Source organism: Pseudoxanthomonas sp. CCNWLW251 (assembly GCF_037402255.1).
In the GTDB taxonomy this organism is placed as follows: domain Bacteria; phylum Pseudomonadota; class Gammaproteobacteria; order Xanthomonadales; family Xanthomonadaceae; genus Pseudoxanthomonas_A.
In genome coordinates this window covers 253,127-273,541 of record NZ_JBBEGA010000005.1, presented here as the reverse complement: position 1 = coordinate 273,541, position 20,415 = coordinate 253,127, and the positions used below count along the sequence as shown (strand labels likewise).

Below are 20,415 nucleotides of genomic sequence, written 5' to 3'. Positions count from 1 at the left end.
CGCCTACTTTTCCTTGCGCCAGTTGATCGAGCCGCGCGTCTCGGTGGTGCTGGACTCGATCTCCACGTCGAAGCCCTTGCGCAGCAGGTATTTCAGCGTGACCGCGGAGCCCGATCCGACCATGGAGACGCCATAGCTTACGTAGAGCTTGGGCGACAGGTATTTGCCCACGCCGAACACCGAGCCGCCGAGCGTGCGTGATTCCAGCACGCCGGCATCATCCAGGCCGATCTTCGCGCCGAGCTGCGATGCCAACAGGCCCGCACCCGCGCCGAGCGCGGACGAAGCGGCGTTGATCTGGCGGCTCTCGTCGCTGCTGGCGGTGTTGAGCGAACGGCCGAGCACCAGGTACGCCAGCGCTTCGGATTCGGACATCGACGGATTGGACCAGACGCGGGCGCGCGGCTGGCTGGCGCGGCCGGTGACGTCGATGCCGGCAGTGACACTGGCGCTGACCACTTCGCGTTCGGCGCGGATGTTGATGCGCGGATCGGAGATCGCGTTGTTGCTCCAGGTCAGTTCGCCACGGGTGATGCGCAGTTTCTGCCCGTAGGCTTCGTAACGCCCGTCCACGTCCAGGCGACCCGTGCCCAGCATCTCGCGGCCGGGCTGCGAACGCACGTGCAGGGTGCCGGCCAGCGTGCCTTCCAGGCCATAGCCTTTCAGGTTGACCTCGTCGCCGACCTTCAGGGCGAGGTCCAGGTCCAGTCGCGAACTCGGTGCGCGTTCGGGATCGGCGGGATCCAGCACCACCACGTCTTCCGACGCGGACACGCCGTCATCCAGTTTCTCCACGTCGATGGTGGCCGAAGGAATGCCCACTTGGCCACGCACGCGGATGGTGTTGTCGGCGAAGCCCACCTGGATGTCCGGGGACGCGACCGCACGCAGGTCGGTGGTGTCCGCCACGAGCACGTTGTCGCCGCGCACCTGGAACTGCAGCGGCGTGGTGTCGTTGTTCCAGCCCAGCGTGCCGGACACGTTGAGCACGCCGCCGGTCCCGGTGCCGCCGGTCGACGAGACCGTCTTCATGCTGCCGTCGATGCGCGCGCTGCCATCCGACAGCGCGACCAGTTCCGCGCCGCCGTCCGCCAGCGACACGCCGAGCGCGGGCAACTCGCCGGTGAATTCGGTGAGCGTGGCTTCGCCGCTCAGCAGCGGATGGCCCCGCGTGCCGGCAACGCCGATGTGGCCGGCCAGCTTGCCGCGCGGGCGCACCAGGTCCGGCGAGAACAGTTCCATCCAGAACAGGCGCGAGTTGTGGAAATACAGGTCGCCCTTGAGCGGCGCGAACGCATCCCAGCCGGTGGCGAAGGTGGCATCGACATAACCGTCGCCCTTGAAGCCGGTACCGAGCCGGCCCTGGATGCGCTGCGGGTTGAAGTCGGCATCGAAGGTGAAGTTGTCGTAGCGGATGATCTCGCCGCGGGCGCTCGTGCCCATCTTCAGGCCGCCATCCAGCGAGGCCAGGTGCACTTCGCCCTGCCATGCATTGCCGGCGGGCCGCAGCGTCGCGTCGAGGGTGAACTCGCCGCGCAGCGTCAGCGGTCGCCCGCTGCTGGGTGGCAACCAGGGCTGCACCAGGGCCAGCGACAGCGCTTCGCCACGCACCACCAGTCCTTGCCGTGGCCAGTTGGCGGTGGCGCAGAGGGCGCCGCCGATGTCGGAGCCCAGGCAGCTCTCGGACAACGTCCACGCGCTGCCGTTCTGCGCGTAGCGTGCGGGTTGCCGCAGCGTCCACGGGTTGCCCTTGGACGGCGCGATGCGCAGCGAATCCAGCGTGCCCTGCCAGTTGGCGCCACGCTTCCGTGCGCTGCCCGACAACGCCACCGCCCCCATCGCATTGCGTGCATCGCCGTCGACCCGCAGGTCTTCCACCGCGCCGCGCGCGCTGATCTGCACGCTGTCCAGGACGGTGCCCACGTCGACGGCGCTGCCCTGCAGGGTGAGTTCGCCATTGCCGCTGCGCCAGGGCAGGTTGCCGCGCAGGCTCAGACTGCCCGCGCTCCAGTCGTTCCAGCGCAGGCCGTCGCCGCCGAGGTCGGCATTGAGGGTGGGTGCCGTGCGCGCGCCGGTCAGTTTCAGCGTGCCGGCCAGGGTGCCGCTGGCGTCGGGTAGCAGGTCGGCCAGGTTGAGCGGGCGGAACGTCGCATCGATATCCAGGGTGTCGCCGACCTTGCCCTGCGCGGCGACGCGGCTACCACCCAGCGACAGGTCCAGCTCGCCTTCACCGGCGTTGCCGTCGAGCGCGAACGTGCCGCGTGCTTCCAGCGCGCGGTCACGCAGGCGGCCCGTGAGTTTCGGCACGTCGAGCGTGCCCTGGAACTGGCCGTCCTCGCGCTGGCGTCCCTTCGACGCCAGCGCGCCCGAGAGGTTGCCCTTCCAGCCTGCAGCGAAGTAGCCCGGATCGAAACCGGCCAGCGTCGCCTTCACGTCCCAGTCCAGCACGGGGGACCAGCCCACCATGCCGGTGGCGTCCAGCGTGCCGGTGGGCATGCGTGCCTGCAGTTTCTGCAACTGCACGCGCTCGGCATTGCCACGGCCATCGAACTCCACCACCGCGCTGTCGTCGCCGCGGGTCAGCGTGGCCTTGCCGATGGCGGCCCATGCTTCCAGTTTGCCGGCCACGCCGAAATCGCCCTCGGCACCGATCATGCTGTCCGCTTCCGTGCCCCAGCGCAGGCCGCGTGCGTTCACCGCGAAACGGAAGGCGGGGTTCTCCGGCACGGTGAAGTCCGCGCGACCCCGCAGCGCGGCATAGCCGTCGAACGCACGGATCGCCAGCGGCTCCACGGTCAGGACTTCGCCGTCGATGCGCGCGTGCGAAGGTTCGATCACCACGGCGATGTCGCCCTGCTGCACGGTGCCCTGCAGGTCCGCGGCACCGCCCGCGCCCTTGGCCGCCAGGTCGAAAGAGACGGGCGTGCTGTCCTCCATCACGCCGAGCAACGACAGGTCCAGTGCTTCCGTCTTCGCGGCGAGGGTCCATGTCGGCCGGGTTTCGCCGCGCAGCGTGAGCGTGACGCGCAACGGCGCGGGCGCGGCACCGGAAATGCCCACGTTCATGCGGGCGCGATTCCCGCGCGCGACCAGTCCGATGCGGGCGGGGGTGCGCCCGGCAGCGGCCGCGAACACGCCGGTGGCCGTCAGGTCGGTGTCGTAACCGTCGCGGGGTTCGTAACGGCCGTGCACGCCGAAGGTGCCGCGATCGCTCGCGATGGCCAGCTTCTCCGCATGCACGTAGCCGTCGCCGATATCGATGCCGCCGCCCGCATGCGCGATGTCGATCAGGGGCTGCCCGCTCTGGCGGATCAGGAAGCGGTCCACCTCCAGCCGGTCGGCCTGGATCGCCAGCGGCATCTCGATCTGCGGCAGCATGTCGGGCCAGTGCGGCAGCTCGAACGGTTCGTCGCTTTCCGGCACATCGAGCATCGCACCGCGCAGCTTCAGCACATCCAGTCGCAGGCGCTTGCCGAGCAGCGGGCGCAGGTCCGGCTCCAGGTAGACCTCGTCGGCGGTGAAGCGGATCCTGTCCCAGCGGAAGTCGACGCCACGCAGCGTCAGCGGGCCCGCGATCGGGCCGTCCACTTCCCTGTATTCCAGCGAGGCGTCGGCCGGCAGCCGTGCCTTGATCTGCGCGAGCAGCATGTCGCGGCCCGCGACCGTCTGCAGCAACCAGTACAGGCCGATGCACAGCAGCAGCGTCAGTACGCCGGTGCCGATGGCGCTGCGGATCGCCAGCGTGCGCATGCGTGCCCTGCGGCGCGCGCGCAGTTCGGCGATGCGGGCGTCGCGCTCTTCCGGCGTCAGGTTGTCGGGTACGCGCTTCTTCACAGATCGGTCCCGATGTTGAGGTAGATCTGGAAGCTGGAATCCGGATCATTCAGCCCGTGCGCCACGTCCAGGCGCACCGGGCCCACCGGCGAGCGCCAGCGCAGGCCCACGCCGATGCCGGTGCTCAGGTCCGGGCGGGTGCCGTCGAAGGCGCTGCCGGTATCCACGAACACCGCGCCACCGTAGGGGCCGCCCTTCGGATAGAACTCGTACTCCACGCTGCCGGTGACCACGTTCTTCGCGCCCAGTGCGTAGTCGCCACGGCGCGGGCCGACTTCGCGCCACGCATAGCCGCGGACGCTGCGGTCGCCACCGGCGAAGAAACGCAGCGACGGCGGCATCGCCACCAGCGAACTGGTGAACGTATGGCCATACTCGCCGCGCACGATCAGCGCGCTGTTGGTCTTGTACCGCTGCGACCAGCGCGCACGCATGTGGAACTGCAGGAAGTTCGCATCCGAGCCCGCGCCATCCACGCCGCCGCGCAGCAGGATGGACCCGGCCAGCTGGTCGGGACGGTTCGAGCCGACCGGCGAGTTGGTGTAGTCCGCGCGCAGCGAGGGGTAGGTGAAGGTCGCGTACTGCACGGTGGTGTCGGGCAGGCCGGTGACCGGATCGTCTTCGACATAACGCCAGCGTTCGCGCAACGCGTGGATCGACGCCACCGCAGTCCAGTCTTCGCTGACCTGTCCGCTGCGGCTGCCGGTGAATTCGACATGGCGCAGGTCGATGTAGTCGGTCTGTTCGTCGCTGGCCTGCACGCCGACGGTGTACCAGCCGTCCAGCCATTTGAACGCGGGGATGCGGTACTGGGTCAGCAGCGTCTTGCGCTTCTGCGCGTAGTCCAGGTGCGTGGACAGCTTGTGCCCGCGCGAATTCACGTAACGGCGATCCAGCCCCAGCCGGATACCGGGCCCGCTCTCCGTGCCGTAGCTCACGCCGGCGGTGTAGATGTCGCGCTTGGCCAACTCCAGGTTCACGTCGACCGGCACGCGACCGTCCACGGCCTTGTCGGGGTTGGCCTGGATGTCGATGTTCGCGAAATAGTCCAGGCCGACCAGCGATTCACGCAGGCGGTCCAGCTTGCCCTGGTGGAAGTAGCTGCCTTCTTCCCAGTACACCAGCTTGTCCAGCAGGCCCGGATCGAACTTGTCCTGGTGGAACGTGGTCGGCCCCATGTCATAACGGATGCCGCTGACCCAGCCCAGCGCGATGTCGGCGGCGTGTTCGGCCCGCGTGACTTCCACCCGGCGGTGGGTGAAGTCCGCATCGAAGTAACCGCGATCCGCCAGTCGCCGCACGATGACCAGTTTGCTGGCTTCGTAGGTGGTGTGGTCGAAGACCTCGCCGACCTTCGGCGCGAACGCGTCCAGGTCCTCCTTCAGGTAGCGGTCGTCGCCGCCTTCGCCTTCGATGGACAGGTCGCGTCCACGCACGCGGACGGGTTCGCCGAGGGCGATCCGCAGGGTGATGGTGAGCCGCTCGTCGTTGGCGCCTTCGGTGCGCGGCGCATCCACGGTGATGGTGGGCGAGTAGTAGCCGAACGGCTCCAGCGCTTCGCGCGTTTCAGCGACGGCTTCACCCAGCAGGTATTCCAGACGCGACTCGCCCAGCCGCTTGCCGAGCGAATCGTTGAGCGACAGCGCGGTGTTGACGTTCTCGATCATCAGCTCGTTGTCGAGCCCTTCGATCTGCACCTTGTCGACGATGGCCGCGGCCCAGGCCGGACCGGTTGCGGCAAGCAGGACCACGGCGGTGGCGAAGCAAGGGAGTCGACGCATGCGGGCAGGATAACCGGTGAGGGTTAAGCGGGGTGAAGGGGGGCGGCCGTTGCGCGAGTCGTGGTTCACGAGAAGTCACACTGTTGGCGTATGCGGAATGATCCCTCGCCCCGCATGCGGGGCGAGCAACTGTCTTGATTCAGGCACTGTGGGAAAAGGAAGTTTTCCGCAGGCATCCGGTGTTCGGTCAGCCGACAGTGGCTGCGCTGCAAGGGTCGGCGCGAAGAGCGCCCCTCATCCGCCCGCGTATCCAGTACGGGGCAGGCTCTTTGGGCACCTTCTCCCCGCAGGCGGGGAGAAGGGAACGGATATGGCATGCGCGAGAGGCGGCGCTGCAGTCCGGGTGCATCCAGGATCCGTGGAGTTTGACTCCCTCTCCCCGCGTGCGGGGAGAGGGTGCCGAAGGCGGGTGAGGGGCGAACGGAGGGGTGATGGTGCTGCGCCCGATGGGGTACAGCGCTCGGTCCCTCATCCGCCCCCGTCTCAAGTAAGGGGCAGGCCCTCCGGGCATCTTCTCCCCGCATCTGCGGGAGAAGGAAACGCGGCTCAGTTCGACAGATGCTCGATCGCCGCAACCGCACGGAAGCGGTCGGCCAGGCGCTTCAGCAGGGCCAGCCGGTTCGCGCGGATGGCCGGGTCGTCGGCATTGACCATCACGCTGTCGAAGAACGCATCCACCTGCGGGCGCAGGCGGGCGAGGTGGTTCAGCACGGTGACGTAGTCGTGGTGGTGCAGGGCCTCGTCGGTCTCGCCGAGTACGGCTTCCACCGCTTCGGCCAGCGCACTTTCCGCCGGATCGGTCAGCAGCGCGCGGTCGATCGCGTGCGGGATGGCGATGTCGGCCTTCTTCAGGATGTTGCCGATGCGCTTGTTGGCCGCAGCCAGCGCTTCGGCTTCCGGCAGCGTGGCGAACGTGCCGATGGCGTCGAGGCGCGTGTCGAAGTCGTACAGCGACGCCGGCTTCAGTTCCGCCACCGCGGTGAAATGCGCGGCCGGAACGCCCTTGTCGGCATAGTAGCCGCGCAGGCGATCGAGGATGAAGTCGTAGAGTTCGTCCGCGTCCGCCGTGGCAGTTGCGCCGTTCTTGCCGGTCGGCAGCGGGCCGATGGCGTCCACGGCCTTCGCGATCAATTCCTTGATCGAAACATTGAACCCACTCTCAATCACCGTCCTTGCCAACCCCAGCGCATTCCGCCGCAGCGCAAACGGATCCTTGTTGCCGGTCGGCTTCAAACCCGCCGCGAAGCCACCCGCCAGCGTATCCAGCCGTTCCGCAATCGCCAGCACCTTGCCCAGCGGCGACAGCGCGATGTCGTCACCGGCGAAGCGCGGCTGGTAGGCCTCGTCGATGGCCAGCGCGATCTCCTTCGGCTCGCCCGCCGCAATGGCGTAGTGGCGACCCGCGATGCCCTGCAGCTCGGGAAACTCGTTGACCATGCGCGACTGCAGGTCGTTCTTCGCCAGTTCCGCGGCGCGACGCGCCTGTGCCGGATCGGCGCCGACCTGCGCGGCGATGGTTTCCGCCAGCGCCGCGACGCGCGCGACCTTGTCGGCGACACTGCCCAGCTTGGCCTGGTAGGTGACGGTCTTCAGGCCGTCGCCCATCGATACGAGTCCCTGCTTCAGGTCCTCGTCGAAGAAGAACTTCGCATCGCTGAAGCGCGGACGGATCACGCGCTCGTAGCCCTTGCGCACTTCCTCGACGTTCTGCGATTCGATGTTGGCGATGCCGATGAAATGCTCGGTCAGCTTGCCGCCGTCGCTCAACACCGGGAAGAACTTCTGGTTGATCTCCATCGTCTCGATCAGCGCTTCCTGCGGCACGGCCAGGAACGCGGATTCGAAACTGCACAGCACCGCCGCCGGCCATTCGGTCAGGCAGACCACCTGTTCCAGGTTGTCGTCGGTGATGCGCGCGCTGCCGCCGGCCTGCGCGGCGGCCTTCTGCACGTCGGCGACGATGCGCGTGCGGCGTTCCTCCGGATCGACCAGCACGCGGGCGCCACGCAGGGCGTCCACGTAATCGTCCGGGTCGCCGATCCATACCGGCTTGTCGTGTTCGAAACGGTGCCCACGGCTCATGCGGTCGGACGTCACGCCCAGCACATCGGCCTCCACCACGTCCTTGCCCAGCAGCAGCACCAGCCAGTGCACCGGCCGCGCGAATGCATAGTCGTGGTTGCCCCAGCGCATCGGCTTGGGGATCGGCATGGCGGCCAGCGCTTCGCGCACGATGTCGGCCAGCAGGTCGGCAGTCCTCGCGCCCGGCTTCACCGCGCGGTGGACGAAGCGCTCGCCCTTGCCGTCGGTGGTGCGCTCCAGCTGCGTCCAGTCGATGCCGGCCTTGGCGGCGAAGCCTTCCAGCGCCTTGGTCGGCGCGCCGTTCGCGTCCAGCGCGATGTTGAGATAGGGGCCCAGCACTTCGGACTTCTGTTCTGGCTGTTCCACGTCCACGGCGGGCAACAGCACCGCCAGGCGGCGTGGCGTGTAAAGCGGCTTGGCATCGCCGCGCTCGAAGCCGATGGCGCGCTTTTCAAGCGCGGCGATCACGCCGTCGAAGAACGCCTGCGCCAGCCCGGGCAACGCCTTGACCGGCAGCTCTTCGGTGCCGAGTTCGACCAGCAGGGATTTTTGTTCGCTCATGTGCATGCAACCTTGAGTTGTTCCCTTCTCCCAGTGGGAGAAGGTGCCCGAAGGGCGGATGAGGGTACGGCGGAGTCCGTGGCAGTCAACCATCCGGGTGTCGCCGGACCCTCTCCCCAACCCCTCTCCCGACGGGAGAGGGGCTTCAAGCGGATTCTTTCTTCAAACCAGGAAACCCCAGCTTCTCCCGCTGCGCGTAGTACGCCTCGGCCACCGCCTGCGCCAGCTTGCGCACGCGCAGGATGTAGCGCTGGCGTTCGGTCACGGAAATGGCGCGGCGCGCATCCAGCAGGTTGAAGCTGTGGCTGGCCTTGCAGACCTGCTCGTAGGCGGGCAACGGCAGGCCCACGTCGACCAGTTTCAGCGCTTCCTTTTCGCACGCGTCGAAACGGTGAAAGAGCTCGGCCACATCGGCGTGCTCGAAGTTGTACGTGCTCTGCTCGACTTCGTTCTGGTGGTACACATCGCCGTACTTCACCACGCCCTGCGGACCGACCGTCCACACCAGGTCATACACGTTGTCGCAGTTCTGCAGGTACATGCACAGGCGTTCCAGCCCGTACGTGATCTCGCCCAGCACCGGGCGGCATTCCAGGCCGCCGGCCTGCTGGAAGTAGGTGAACTGGGTGACTTCCATGCCGTTGAGCCACACCTCCCAGCCCAGGCCCCAGGCACCGAGCGTCGGCGACTCCCAGTTGTCCTCGACGAAGCGCAGGTCGTGCACGCGCGGATCGATGCCCAGCGCCTTCAATGAACCCAGGTACAGATCCTGGATGTTGTCGGGGTTGGGCTTCATCACTACCTGGTACTGGTAGTAACGCTGCAGGCGGTTGGGGTTCTCGCCGTAGCGGCCATCGGTGGGGCGGCGGCTGGGCTGCACGTAGGCGGCATTCCACGGCTCCGGCCCCAGCGCACGCAGGAACGTGGCCGGGTGGAAGGTGCCGGCGCCCACTTCCAGGTCCAGCGGCTGGATCAGCACGCAGCCCTGGTCGGCCCAGTACTGGTTCAGCGTCTGGATCAGGTTCTGGAATGTCAGGCCCTGGAAAGTTGCCGGTGAAATTGTCTGTCCGGTCATCGACTTATCGTGCACTGCGGAAAAGCGGGCTAGTATACGGGCAAGCCCTTTTCCCGCTGATGTTTGCCGTCGTGGATGCCGCCGTGAAAGCCCCTTTCCTCATCGTTGAAACCGGCCAGCCGGTGCGCTCGATGCGACGGTATGGCGGCTTCCCGCACTGGATCCGCGTGGCGGCCGGGCTGGAGGCGGACGAAACCGTGGTGGCGAACGTGGAGCGGGGCGACGCATTGCCGCGTCGCGAAGGTTTTGCCGGCATCATCGTCAGCGGCTCGGCCGCGATGGTCACCGACCGGGCCGACTGGAGCGAACGCAGTGCGGACTGGCTGCGCGACGCGGCCCATGAAGGCCTGCCGCTGCTGGGCATCTGCTACGGCCATCAGCTGCTGGCGCACGCGCTGGGCGGCGAGGTGGCCTACAACCCTGCCGGGCGCGAATCCGGCACCGTCCACATCGACCTGCATCCGCAGGCGCAGGACGACCCGCTGTTCGGCGCGCTGCCGCTGAAGTTCACCGCCCACGCCACCCATGTGCAGACCGTGGCGCGGCCGCCGGAAGGCGCCACCGTGCTGGCGCGTTCCGAGCAGGACGATTGCCATGCGTTCCGCTGGCGCGACCACGCCTGGGGCGTGCAGTTCCATCCTGAATTCGCCACCCACCACATGCGCGGCTACGTGCATGCCCGCGCCGACCACCTGCGCAGCGAAGGCCGTTGCCCCGGCAGCATCGCCCGCAGCGTGACGGCGGCGCCGCAAGCCCGCAAACTATTGCGGCGGTTCGTCCGCCATGCGCGTGGCCTGCACGCGCGCTGAGTCCACCGCTGCACCCTCTCCAGAGAACCCCGATGTCGACGATCAACAAGGTGCCGGCCAGTGCCGGCGCGGAATGGCTGCTGGCGGGCTTCGCGCTGCTGAAGCGCGCGCCGGTGCCGCTGGCCACGCTGGCCGTGCTGTGGGGCCTGCTGTCGATGGGCGTGATGCTGGTGGCGGTGTCGCTGCCGGCCATGACGCTGGCCATGCAGTTCCTGCTCGTACTGGCGGGTCCGTTGTTCTTCGCCGGCATGCTGTGGGCGGTGCGCGAGGTTGACCAGGGTCGCGCCGCACGGCCCTCCAACCTGCTGCAGCCCGTGCGCGACGGCCATGCGCCGGCCTTGTTGGCCACCCTGCTGCCGCAATTGCTCGCGGCCCTGGTGATGGGCGCGCTGCTGTTCGTACTGGTGGGCACCGAACAACTGCAGCATCTGGCCGACGTCTACCAGAAGATGCAGACCATCGCCGAAGCCGGGGGCCAACCCGATCCTTCCCTGGTGGAAGGCCTGCCTGCCGGTCGCCTGCTGTTGTGGCTGCTGCTGGTGGCGATCGTCTTCGTGGCCGTGAAGTGGATGACCTTCATCGCCTCGCCGCAGATCCTCTTTTCGGGCACCCATGTCATGGAGGCCATGCGCAACAGCCTGCGCGCCTGCCTGCACAACTGGGCCGCGATGCTGGTGTTCTACCTGCTGGCGGGGATCGCCATCTTCGCGGTCGGCGTCGGCTCCTTGCTCGTGGCCTCGATCCTGGCGCTGGCAGTGGGCGCGACCATCGCGATGGGGCTGTGGCAGTTCACCCTGATGGCGGTGGTGATGCCGGTGCTGGCCGGTGCGGCGTACGCAGCATGGCGGCAGATGCTGGGCGAGGGCGTGGTCGCTCCGGGTGCATCGGTGGCGCCGACCAGGATCGAAGTCTGAGCTTCGACATCGCCATGCGGCGGGCCAGGGCCCGCCCTACGATGCGGATTGTTCTTTCGGTTTCAGCCAACCCGCCGCGATGATGCCCAGTTCGTACAGCAGGCACATGGGGATGGCGAGCATCAGCTGCGACACCACGTCCGGCGGGGTGATCAGCGCGGCGACGACGAACACGCCGACGATCGCGTAGCCGCGGCCCTCGCGCAGTTGCTGCGGTGTCACCCAGCCCAGCAACACCATGATCACCAGCGCCACCGGCAGCTCGAAGCTCACGCCGAAGGCCAGGAAGATCACCATCACGAAGTCCAGGTACTTCGCCGGGTCCGGCGCCAGCGTCACGATGTCCGGCGTGAACACCGTCAGTGCGTGGAACACGCTGGGCAGCACCAGGAAATACGCGAACGCGCAGCCTGCATAGAACAGCACGATGGCCGACGCCAGCAACGGCACCGCCAGCCGCTTCTCATGCTTGTACAGCCCGGGCGCGACGAAGCTCCACGCCTGGTAGAGCAGCCACGGCGAGGACAGGAACAGGGCGGTGAAGAAAGCCAGCTTGATCGGCGCGAAGAAGCCCGAGGTCGGGTCGCTGGCGATCATCTGCGCGGCCTGTCCGGCCGGCAGCTGCGAAATCAACGGCTGCGCCAGGCGGTCGTAGAGCTGGCGCACGAAGGGCAGCAGCGCCAGCAGGATGACCCCCGTGCCCGCCAATCCGCGCACCAGCCGCGTGCGCAGCTCCAGCAGGTGTTCCATCAGGCTGCTTTCGGCTTCCTGGTTCGAGGATTCGCGGTTCATCGCGTCTCCCTCGGCGGGAACAGGTCGGGCGTGGTGCCGGTCTCGGGCGTGTCGGTGGCATCCGTACCGGCGGGCGTGTCGGTAGCGTCAGGCACCTCTCCGGTCGCCGCCGGCGGCCTTGCCAGCGCGGGTGGCGTGATCGCCGATGCAACGTCGTCATGCAACGCCTTCGCGTCGTCGCGCGCGGCCTGGCGCACTTCCTCGAACTGCTGCTCGGTTTCGCGGGCGCTGTCGCGGATGCGTTGCTCGGTCTCGCGCATCGCGTCCTTGGCGTCCTGCAGGTTGCGCTTCAGTTCGTCGGCGGCGAGTTCGCGTTCCAGCTCGTCCTTCACCGAATACCACTGCGCGCGCGCGCGCCGCACCCACAGGCCGGCGAAACGCGCTGCCTTGGGCAGGCGCTCGGGGCCCAGCACGATCAACGCGACGATGGCGATGACCAGCAGTTCACTGAAACCGATGTCGAACATGGCCGCGGCCGCGATGCCGCGCGATCAGTTGGCGTCGCGGTCGCGCTCTTTGGCGGCGCTGGATTCATCGGTGCGCGACTGGTCGTTCAACTGGCCGGCCGGCTTGTCGTCGTCCTTCATGCCTTTCTTGAAGCCCTTGACCGCCTCGCCCAGGTCCTGGCCGGCGTTGCGCAGGCGCTTGGTCCCGAAGACGAGCAACACGACCACCAGCACGATGATCCAATGCCAGATGCTCAAACCGCCCATGGTGTGTACTCGCAGGAAAAGTCGGGGCGCTCAGGATAGCGCAGGCGGACCGCCGGGATGGCGATCCACCGCCCATTACTTCCGTTACGGGTTGCCGTCCAGCGGTTCGGTGCGCACTTCGCCGTCCTGCACCGGCTCGAAGCCCTGCGCCTGCGCGGGGGCTTCCACCACGACCGGCGCGGTGACAGGCGCGGGCGTGGAGGCCGCCACCTGCGTGGACGTCCCCGTGGTGCCGCGGTTGCCCCGCGCGAGTTCGGTGACTTCTTCCAGCTGGTCGCGGAAGCCGACCACGGCGCTGGAAGGCTGGCCGGCGCGGCTCTCGAAGATCGCGCGTGGCGTCGCGGCGCTGCCGTAGACCGACGTGTTGGCCTCGTCATCGATCTGCAGCACGGCGCCATCCAGTGCGACGCCGGCGAACAGGCCGCGCGCGCGCGACCACGACCAGATTTCGGCCTTCAGCTGACCATCGGTGGCGGCACTGGCGTTGCGGCCCACCGGACCCGCCGCCACGCCGGCATCCGCACCCAGGGTGAACTTGCCATTGACGATGGAGTCCAGCGAGCGGTCATTGCGGAACACCAGCACCACGTCCGAAGACTGCACGCCGGCCTGGAAACCGATGCTGCCGCCGGTGAGCTTGACGAACACCGGCTGCGACCAGCTGCCATCGGCGCTTTTCACCGACATCAGACCGTGGCCACGACGGCCACCGATCACCAGTCCCGCCTTCAGCGTGTCCGGGATGACGATGATGGCCTTGCCTTCGTCCAGCAGCTTGTCGGGGATGCCGTTCTCCGGAATGCGCTGGATTTCGTTGAGCACGCGCACCGCGTTGTTCGCGCGCTCGTCCTCCTTCGGACCTGCGATGGCCTGCCCGGCGAACAGGGCGGCGGCGAGCGCGAGGGCGGTGGGCGGCAGCAGGCGGCGGGACGTGCGGTTCATGGGGGGCTCCAGAAGCGGATTGGCAGCAAGTTACTGCAATCGCTTGAAAATAGGCGTGAATGGATGAATCGCCACTGACGCTGGACGGTGCTCGCCGCGGTTCGCGGGGTTGATAGCCGCACTGGGATTTCCGGATCGGTGTGCGTGCACGGCTCTGCCACAATAACGGGATGCCCGATACCTCTCCCACCGCCTTGCTCGCCGTCAATCTCGGCACCCCGGAAGCGCCGACGGCGCCCGCCGTGCGCCGGTACCTGTCCGAGTTCCTGCACGACCATCGCGTGGTCCAGCTGACCCGCTGGCTGTGGTGCCCGCTGCTGCATTTCCTGATCCTGCCCCTGCGCGGTCCCAAGGCGGCGGCGAAGTACGCGAGCATCTGGATGCCGGAGGGTTCGCCGCTCGCCGTGTACACCCGTCGGCTGGCCGGAGCGGTGCAGGCGCGGCTGCCGGACTGGCACGTGGTCGATGCGATGCGTTACGGGCAGCCCTCCGTGCGTGCGCGCCTGGAGGCGATGCGTGCCGCCGGAGTGCAGCGCGTGGTGGTGCTGCCGCTGTATCCGCAGTACTCCACCACCACCACCGAATCCGTGCGCGACGTGGTTACCCGGGAAGCCGCAGGGCTGGAGGTGCACTTCATCGAGGACTACTCGGTCGATCCCGGATGGCTGGCGGCCGTGACGGCATCGATCCGGCAGTGGCGGCGGGCGAACGGCGCCGGCGAGCACCTGCTGTTCTCGTATCACGGACTGCCGCAGCGGCTTGCCCGCAATGGCGATCCGTATCCGCAACGCTGCCAGGCGAGCACGCACGCCATCGTGCAGGCGCTGGGACTGCGCGACGACGAATGGACCCTGACCTACCAGTCGCGCTTCGGCAAGGAACGCTGGCTGGAACCTGCCACCGACGTGACCTTGCGCGAACTCGCTGCGCGTGGGGTGCGCAAGGTGGACGTGGTGTGCCCCGGCTTCGCGGTCGACTGCCTGGAAACGCTGGAGGAGGTGGGGATCGGCTTCGCCGAGGAATTCGCGCATGCCGGTGGCGAGCTGCGCTACCTGCCCTGCCTGAATGACGATCCTGCCCATGCCGATGCGCTGGCGGCACTCGCGCAGCGCGCCGTCGGCACCCCCGCATGATGTTGCGCGAGTTCGAGGTCGACATTCCGCTGGGCCGGGTCACGGGACTTCGTGGCGACGATGATGGCCCGCGCGTGCTCGCCCTGCATGGCTGGCTGGACAACGCGGCGAGCTTCATTCCGTTGGCCGCCCACCTGCCCGGGGTGCAACTGGCCGCGCCCGACCTGCCGGGCCACGGCCGCAGTGCGCATCTGGCGCCGGGAGCGGAGTACACCAGCGGCGTGGCGGTCAATGCCGTGCTCGACATCGCGGATGCGCTGGGATGGGACACGTTCTCGCTGCTCGGTCACTCGATGGGTGCCGGCATCGCGAGCCTGGTGGCCGCGTCGGTTCCGGATCGTGTTCGCCGGCTGGTAGCCATCGAAGCCTTGGGCGGGCTGGCCGAAACCGTCGAGCGCACGGCCGACCGATGGCGCGAAGCCATTGCCGCGGCGCGCGCGCTGCCGGGCAAGCAACTGCGCGTGTTCGCCGACCTGGCCGCGCCGGTCCGCGCGCGCATGCAGGCAAACCAGTTGAGCGAGCCTGCCGCTCGGTTGCTGGTCGAGCGCGGCGTCCGGCCCGTGGAGGGCGGCTTCGTCTGGAGCAGCGATCCGCGCCTGACGCTGCCTACGCCGCAGCGCCTTTCCGAGGCGCAGCTGGCGCGTCTCGTGGCCGGTATCGTGTGCCCCACCACGGTGATCTATGCGGACCCGCCGCAAGCCTATTTCCCGGAACCGTTGCGGACACAGCGCGCCGCGCTGCTGCCCGATGGGCGCCTGCATGTACTGGCGGGCACCCATCACCTGCACATGGAGGATCCGGCGGCGGTCGCCGCACGGATGCTGGCGTTCCTGCGGCAGTGATCAGCCGCGCTTGGCGCGCTGGAAATCCAGCGCCAGCCGGATGTCGCCCTTGCGGATCGGAGCGGTACTGCGCCACCACGCCGTGGTGACCGCGTCGAGCTCGGGATCCTGCTGGGCCAGTCGCCGCAGGAGGGTGATGTCTTCCGCGCTGGCCAGCTGCTCGTCCGGCAGGTAGTACTGCTCGAGTGGGAGGCGTGCGGCGTCCGGCGTGCGCGTGAGCCGCGCGAGCAGCGCCACCGCCGCCAGCGCCAACACGACGTAGCCGGTCAACAAGGTGGGGAGGGAGTTCTGGATGCTGCCAACCCAGGCCAGTGCCGCAGCGGCGGGCACCAGCAATGCCAGCAGCCTGGCGCGGCGGTCGAATCGCTGGATCTGGCTGGCCGCGTGCCGACGCTCCCGCGCCCGCACGCTGATCTCCTCCACGGATACACCCTTCCGGCTCATCAGCGCGCGCCGCGCGGCAAGGCTGGTGGCGGTTTCCGAACCTGGCATGGCGTACAGCGAAAAGGCTTTCAGCGAGGCCACGGTGTCGGCCTGGCGGACTGGCCCGGTTGCGGCCGGGGTCGCGGGAATCGCGCGCGAGGGGGCGGGACGGGTCATTGAGCGGGTACCGGAGAAGACGAGGTGCCGGAGTGCAGGCCCGCTCTCCGTGCGGGACCTGCCATCTCCGGCATGTCTTCTTGATTCGTGACGCATGTCTCATTCCGGACATCGGCGCCGGAAGTCTGCGGGTTCGCAGGCCGGTGTCAGGGGGTGGCCAGCAGCCTGTGCAGTCGTGCTTTCAGGCGGCGGCCCTCGGCATGGAAATAGGCGCGCTCGTCGCGCCAGGCGGGGAAGCGCGCTTCCACTTCCTGCCAGAAGGCCGGCGAATGGTTGGCCTGCAGCAGGTGGCACAGCTCGTGGACGAGCACGTATTCGAACGCCGAAGGCCGCCCCAGCACGAGGGCCAGATCCAGTGCCAGCGTCCCGTCGGGAGCCAGTGAGCCCCACAGGGACGACATGGTCTTCAGCCGGATCTGCCGGGGTGCGCGTGGCAATCCCGCCAGATAACCGGGCAGCCAGCGGCCGATGTCGGCCCGCGCCTGCGCTTCATAGAAGGCACGCAGGGTGCGCTGCAGGCTGGCCGCACTGGTCCGCGACGTCGTGTGCATGTGCAGCGCATCACCGACCCGCTCGATGCGCGCGTAACGGCCCTCGTGCCACTGGAGCGGCAGATACTCGCCCCGCAGCGGCAGGCGATCGGTCTGGCCGGGCACCAGTGTGTCGTCCCCGTCGTCCGGCGCATGCCGGGTGAGCTGCGCTGCGAGCCAGTCGCGGTGTTGCTGCAGGAAGCGGTCTCCCGCCACCAGGCTGGCGCGCAGAGGGAGCGTCAGGCGCGCACCGCGCTCGTCGATGCTGAGCTTGAGGCGCTTCGCACGTGGATCACGGACGCGTTGCACGTCCAGGATGCGTCCGTCATCGAGTTCCAGGGTGATGGTGTCCCGCTCGACGCTGCGTGGCGCGCGGGCGATCAGGAGAGAGTGCAGCGAAGGCATGCCCACGATTGTAGTGGGCATGCGCGGGCTGGAGGTGGCGGATGCGATTCAGCCGCACCCGATCCCGCTTCCCTGGATGGCTCAATCCGCCTTGCTGAGCTTGAGCGCGTGCTCCAGCACCAGGAACAGGCGCTTCACCTCGCCGGACATCAGTGCGAAGCGGGCATCCAGTTCGGCGCGCAGGTCGTCGTGCTCGGTGTTCTCGAGCTGGTCGACCGCGCCGTCGAGGAACTTCAGCTTGCGCACGATCAGGTCCTCGCCGAGGACGAACGACACGTGGTCGTCCAGCACCAGCGCCAGCTTGGTGACCTGTTTGCCGGCGTCCAGGTGCTTGGCGATCTCGTCGCTCTGCAGGTCCTGGTTCTGGCACTTCACCACCGCGCCGCCTTCCATCGCGTCCTTCAGCTCGCACTCCTCGCCCAGCGACAGACCTTCCGGCAGCGGTTCGCCGGCGATCCAGCCGGTCAGCACGCTGCGCGGCGCCACTTCGGCATTCAGCGGCAGCGCGGGGAAGCTGCCCAGCGCGCGTCGGACTTCCGACACCACGTTCTCGCCGGTCTTGCGCGACGATGCATCGACGGCGATGAAGCCGTGCTTCAGGTCGATCAGCGCGTCGGTGCGCGAGGGTTTGACGAAGGCGCGCGGCAGCAGTTCATGCAGCAGGTCGTCCTTCAGTCGCTTGCGGGTCTTGCCGCCGGGCTTGCGGCCTTCCTTCGCCTCGATTTCCTGCAGCTTCTTCTGCAGCAGGTCGTTGACCACGGCGCCGGGCAGGATCTTGTCCTCGCCACCCACGCTCAGCCAGATCGCGTCGTTGATGCGGTGGGACAACGTGTCGTCACCGCGGCCGAACGGCGAGATGAAACCGCGCGAGGACAGTTCGAGTGGGCCGACCGGCTTGAGTACGGCTTCGGGAAGCAGTTCGTCGAGTTGGGAGAAATCCAGCGAAGTCGGGAAGCGGAACAGGGTCAGGTTGCGAAAGAACATCAGGGAATCAGGGTCCGGTAAATGAGGGGGATGCGCGTTGTTGCTTTGCCCGCCGTCCCGGCCAAGACCGGGATCCATTCTGCTTCTGCTGTCCGTCAGCCCGCTGGAGCGCAACTGCAAGGATCCGGCTTTTGCCAGGATGACGGCGGGCGTGTGGCGAGGTCAGGTGTCCTCGTCCGCCGAGGTGGGGTGCGGTTCGCCCGCCAGCCATGCCTGCGCATCGGGCAAGGCGGCGCCGTCGCGGTGGCCCAGGGAGAGGAAATCGAACAGGTTCGGATCGCTGAGCTGCGACGGGCGGATATCGCCCAGCGCGCGCGCGATGGTCTCGATGCGGCCGGGCGTTTCGCGCTCCCACGCATCCATCATCCTCTTGACCTGTTTGCGCTGCAGGTTTTCCTGGCTGCCGCACAGGTTGCAGGGGATGATGGGGAATGCCTTCGCCTCGGCGTACTGGGCGATGTCGTCTTCGCGCACATAGGCCAGCGGGCGGATCACCACGTGCCTGCCGTTGTCGGACAGCAGCTTGGGCGGCATGCCGGAGAGCTTGGCGTGGAAGAACATGTTCAGGAAGAACGTGGCCACCAGGTCGTCGCGGTGATGGCCCAACGCGATCTTGGTGAAGCCGTTCTCCTCGGCGTAGCTGTACAGCGCGCCACGGCGCAGGCGCGAGCACAGCGAACACATGGTCTTGCCTTCCGGGATCACCCGGCTGACCACCGAATACGTGTCCTGCTCGATGATGTGGTACGGCACGCCCGCACGTTCCAGGTATTCCGGCAGCACGTGCTCGGGAAAGTCCGGCTGCTTCTGGTCCAGGTTGACCGCGACCAGTTCGAAGCTGACCGGCGCCTTCTTCTGCAGTTGCAGCAGGATGTCCAGCATCGTGTAGCTGTCCTTGCCGCCGGACAGGCACACCATGACCTTGTCGCCCTCCTCGATCATGCCGAAGTCGGCGATCGCCTGGCCCACCTGGCGGCGCAACCGCTTGGCCAGCTTGCCCTGTTCGTGCGCGGCGCGGCGCGGATCGGCGGCAGGGCGGCGCAGGACGGGGTCGGGCAAGGGCAGGACGGTACTCATGGGCGTCATTGTACCGGGGTGCGGTGACGCCCTTGCCGCCGCCGGTGTACGCTCGCCGCGTGGAGATCAGCAACCCCGCCGACATCACCCAGAAGGTCACCGAACTCAAGCTCGAGCACCGCGAGCTGGACGAGGCGATCGCGCGCCTGGTGGATGATGCCGACGCCGACGAGGTGGCGATCAAGCGCCTGAAGAAGCGCAAGCTGTGGCTGAAGGACTGCATCGCGCGGCTGGAGAGCGCGTTGATTCCCGACGAGCCGGCCTGAGCCCGCGCGCCGCGCGACAGCCCGGATCTGACGCTGTGCGTCACCCCCTGCCGGTGTGGACGCATGCGTCCTGCACGTCGGGGTCGCCAGAAGCCTGAAATACCCGTCCGTGGCCCCCGTGGTTCCCTTCCGGGGCGATCGGCACAGTTGGCCCGATGCTTGCTTGATTTCCCGGCGTGGGGGTTTTCCCTACGACTGACCGTTTGCCGTCCTGCCGGCGCCGCGGTTCCCAATGACTGGCTGCGTGCGCCTCCGGCGCCGTGGCGAGGGAGTGGCATGGAGCAGGACAAACCGTTCAATCACCGCACGCCATCGTCGGCCCGCGAGGCACGACTGGTGGCGGCGTCGGCGGACGAGGCGATGGCCGGGCTGGGCCTGCGCGCGCATCGCTTCGCGCCGGGCGATTCCCTGGGCGACGTGCCGCGCCTGCGGCGCGAGGTGTATTTCCACGAGCGGGGCCAGTTCGGCGACCGGAGCAAGCGTGTCACCGACGGTCTGGACGCGTGCGGCACCACGCTGGCGGTGGAAAAAGGTACGCAGGCGATCGCCACCCTGCGTCTGCACGACTTCGCGCCGCTGGCCGTGCAGGTGGAGTACGGCAGCCTGTTCCAGATCGACGCCTTCGCCCGCTCCTGGCCCCTGGCGCAGGTCGCGGTGGGTACGCGTTTCGCCGTGCAGGCCGACCAGCGCAGCAAGCCGGTGGTGGACCGGTTGATGGAAGAGGCGTACCGCTGGGCGCAGGAAAACCGCATCCAGTTCTGTCTGCTGGCATGCGAGCCGTTCCTGCACGATGTGTTCGAGCACTATGGCTTCCGCGAGTACCTGCCCCCGGCCATCCTGCCGGGCGGCGTGGACCTGCTGCGGATGGTGCTGGTGATCGAGGACGAGCCCTATCTGTCCGAATGCGGCTCGCCGCTGCACCGCCTGATACGCGATCCCTCGCGCGCATTGCCGGCGAAGGCATGGCTGACGCGCTCGTTCAATGCGGTGTCCTGAGCGGCGCCGCCATGCGAAAACGAAACCGGTTGGTCAGCTCCTGCATGATGCGGTGGGCATGACCATCAGCTTCCGGTAG

18 protein-coding genes are annotated in these 20,415 nt (G+C 68.0%); 6 read left to right on the top strand and 12 right to left on the bottom strand.

Features of this window, described 5'->3' with window-relative positions; translation table 11 throughout:
* Positions 1–3 precede the first annotated feature (3 nt).
* The 4 genes from WBN46_RS17825 to glyQ form a co-directional block, all read right to left on the bottom strand.
* A complete protein-coding gene (locus WBN46_RS17825; protein WP_337732740.1) occupies positions 4–3,834 on the bottom strand; it encodes a translocation/assembly module TamB domain-containing protein in 3,831 nt (1,276 codons plus the stop codon).
* Entirely contained in the window at positions 3,831–5,615 is a 1,785-nt protein-coding gene (locus WBN46_RS17820; RefSeq protein WP_337732739.1) for an autotransporter assembly complex family protein, read from the bottom strand. The genes WBN46_RS17825 and WBN46_RS17820 overlap by 4 nt, the downstream gene beginning before the upstream one ends.
* A 546-nt stretch (positions 5,616–6,161) precedes the next feature.
* A complete protein-coding gene (gene glyS, locus WBN46_RS17815) occupies positions 6,162–8,258 on the bottom strand; it encodes a glycine--tRNA ligase subunit beta (RefSeq protein WP_337732738.1) in 2,097 nt (698 codons plus the stop codon).
* Between the two features lie 145 nt (positions 8,259–8,403).
* Positions 8,404–9,333, bottom strand: a complete 930-nt coding sequence (glyQ, locus tag WBN46_RS17810; RefSeq protein ID WP_337732737.1) for a glycine--tRNA ligase subunit alpha — start codon at positions 9,331–9,333, stop codon at positions 8,404–8,406.
* Between the two features lie 83 nt (positions 9,334–9,416).
* On the opposite strand from glyQ, the gene WBN46_RS17805 reads away from it, so the two are divergent.
* Both WBN46_RS17805 and WBN46_RS17800 read left to right on the top strand, forming a co-directional pair.
* Positions 9,417–10,142 (top strand): glutamine amidotransferase, encoded by a 726-nt coding sequence (locus tag WBN46_RS17805; RefSeq protein ID WP_337732736.1) that lies wholly within the window; start codon positions 9,417–9,419, stop codon positions 10,140–10,142.
* 32 nt (positions 10,143–10,174) lie between these two features.
* Positions 10,175–11,056, top strand: coding sequence for a BPSS1780 family membrane protein (locus WBN46_RS17800; protein ID WP_337732735.1), 882 nt, complete (start codon positions 10,175–10,177; stop codon positions 11,054–11,056).
* 36 nt (positions 11,057–11,092) lie between these two features.
* Here the strand turns inward: WBN46_RS17800 and tatC are convergent, their stop codons facing one another.
* From tatC to WBN46_RS17780, 4 genes are all read right to left on the bottom strand, one after another.
* Positions 11,093–11,848 (bottom strand): twin-arginine translocase subunit TatC, encoded by a 756-nt coding sequence (gene tatC, locus WBN46_RS17795; protein WP_337732734.1) that lies wholly within the window; start codon positions 11,846–11,848, stop codon positions 11,093–11,095.
* Positions 11,845–12,315, bottom strand: a complete 471-nt coding sequence (gene tatB, locus WBN46_RS17790) for a Sec-independent protein translocase protein TatB (protein ID WP_337732733.1) — start codon at positions 12,313–12,315, stop codon at positions 11,845–11,847. The genes tatC and tatB overlap by 4 nt, the downstream gene beginning before the upstream one ends.
* A 24-nt stretch (positions 12,316–12,339) precedes the next feature.
* Complete coding sequence (gene tatA / locus WBN46_RS17785; protein WP_062353690.1) at positions 12,340–12,561, bottom strand: Sec-independent protein translocase subunit TatA; 222 nt, start codon at positions 12,559–12,561, stop codon at positions 12,340–12,342.
* A gap of 84 nt (positions 12,562–12,645) precedes the next feature.
* A complete protein-coding gene (locus WBN46_RS17780) occupies positions 12,646–13,503 on the bottom strand; it encodes a lipid-binding SYLF domain-containing protein (protein WP_192203270.1) in 858 nt (285 codons plus the stop codon).
* A 170-nt stretch (positions 13,504–13,673) separates the two neighbouring features.
* Here WBN46_RS17780 and hemH point away from each other — a divergent pair, with 170 nt between their 5' ends.
* Positions 13,674–14,636, top strand: coding sequence for a ferrochelatase (gene hemH, locus WBN46_RS17775; RefSeq protein ID WP_337732732.1), 963 nt, complete (start codon positions 13,674–13,676; stop codon positions 14,634–14,636).
* Positions 14,633–15,478, top strand: a complete 846-nt coding sequence (locus WBN46_RS17770; RefSeq protein ID WP_337732731.1) for an alpha/beta hydrolase — start codon at positions 14,633–14,635, stop codon at positions 15,476–15,478. The genes hemH and WBN46_RS17770 overlap by 4 nt, the downstream gene beginning before the upstream one ends.
* Here WBN46_RS17770 and WBN46_RS17765 read toward each other — a convergent pair whose 3' ends face one another.
* From WBN46_RS17765 to ttcA, 4 genes are all read right to left on the bottom strand, one after another.
* The gene (locus WBN46_RS17765) at positions 15,479–16,078 is read right to left on the bottom strand and encodes a hypothetical protein (protein ID WP_337732730.1); all 600 of its coding nucleotides are present in this window, start codon (positions 16,076–16,078) and stop codon (positions 15,479–15,481) included.
* A gap of 146 nt (positions 16,079–16,224) precedes the next feature.
* Positions 16,225–17,013: a SprT family zinc-dependent metalloprotease gene (locus tag WBN46_RS17760; RefSeq protein WP_337732729.1), complete on the bottom strand. Its 789-nt coding sequence runs from the start codon at positions 17,011–17,013 to the stop codon at positions 16,225–16,227.
* An 81-nt stretch (positions 17,014–17,094) separates the two neighbouring features.
* Positions 17,095–17,997, bottom strand: a complete 903-nt coding sequence (locus WBN46_RS17755; RefSeq protein ID WP_337732728.1) for a recombination-associated protein RdgC — start codon at positions 17,995–17,997, stop codon at positions 17,095–17,097.
* A 162-nt stretch (positions 17,998–18,159) separates the two neighbouring features.
* Entirely contained in the window at positions 18,160–19,083 is a 924-nt protein-coding gene (gene ttcA, locus WBN46_RS17750; RefSeq protein WP_337732727.1) for a tRNA 2-thiocytidine(32) synthetase TtcA, read from the bottom strand.
* A gap of 50 nt (positions 19,084–19,133) precedes the next feature.
* Here ttcA and WBN46_RS17745 point away from each other — a divergent pair, with 50 nt between their 5' ends.
* On the top strand, positions 19,134–19,340 hold the full coding sequence (locus tag WBN46_RS17745) for a YdcH family protein (RefSeq protein WP_142122766.1): 207 nt from the start codon (positions 19,134–19,136) through the stop codon (positions 19,338–19,340).
* Between the two features lie 276 nt (positions 19,341–19,616).
* Positions 19,617–20,336, top strand: a complete 720-nt coding sequence (locus WBN46_RS17740) for a hypothetical protein (protein ID WP_337732726.1) — start codon at positions 19,617–19,619, stop codon at positions 20,334–20,336.
* The last annotated feature ends 79 nt before the right edge of the window (positions 20,337–20,415 follow it).

Coding starts and splice junctions, on each gene's coding strand:
- WBN46_RS17820 (WP_337732739.1), bottom strand. CDS start 5,615: ATGCGTCGACTCCCTTGCTTCGCCACCGCCGTGGTCCTGCTTGCCGCA.
- glyS (WP_337732738.1), bottom strand. CDS start 8,258: ATGAGCGAACAAAAATCCCTGCTGGTCGAACTCGGCACCGAAGAGCTG.
- glyQ (WP_337732737.1), bottom strand. CDS start 9,333: ATGACCGGACAGACAATTTCACCGGCAACTTTCCAGGGCCTGACATTC.
- WBN46_RS17800 (WP_337732735.1), top strand. CDS start 10,175: ATGTCGACGATCAACAAGGTGCCGGCCAGTGCCGGCGCGGAATGGCTG.
- tatC (WP_337732734.1), bottom strand. CDS start 11,848: ATGAACCGCGAATCCTCGAACCAGGAAGCCGAAAGCAGCCTGATGGAA.
- tatB (WP_337732733.1), bottom strand. CDS start 12,315: ATGTTCGACATCGGTTTCAGTGAACTGCTGGTCATCGCCATCGTCGCG.
- tatA (WP_062353690.1), bottom strand. CDS start 12,561: ATGGGCGGTTTGAGCATCTGGCATTGGATCATCGTGCTGGTGGTCGTG.
- WBN46_RS17780 (WP_192203270.1), bottom strand. CDS start 13,503: ATGAACCGCACGTCCCGCCGCCTGCTGCCGCCCACCGCCCTCGCGCTC.
- hemH (WP_337732732.1), top strand. CDS start 13,674: ATGCCCGATACCTCTCCCACCGCCTTGCTCGCCGTCAATCTCGGCACC.
- WBN46_RS17770 (WP_337732731.1), top strand. CDS start 14,633: ATGATGTTGCGCGAGTTCGAGGTCGACATTCCGCTGGGCCGGGTCACG.
- WBN46_RS17765 (WP_337732730.1), bottom strand. CDS start 16,078: ATGACCCGTCCCGCCCCCTCGCGCGCGATTCCCGCGACCCCGGCCGCA.
- WBN46_RS17760 (WP_337732729.1), bottom strand. CDS start 17,013: ATGCCTTCGCTGCACTCTCTCCTGATCGCCCGCGCGCCACGCAGCGTC.
- WBN46_RS17755 (WP_337732728.1), bottom strand. CDS start 17,997: ATGTTCTTTCGCAACCTGACCCTGTTCCGCTTCCCGACTTCGCTGGAT.
- ttcA (WP_337732727.1), bottom strand. CDS start 19,083: ATGACGCCCATGAGTACCGTCCTGCCCTTGCCCGACCCCGTCCTGCGC.
- WBN46_RS17740 (WP_337732726.1), top strand. CDS start 19,617: ATGGAGCAGGACAAACCGTTCAATCACCGCACGCCATCGTCGGCCCGC.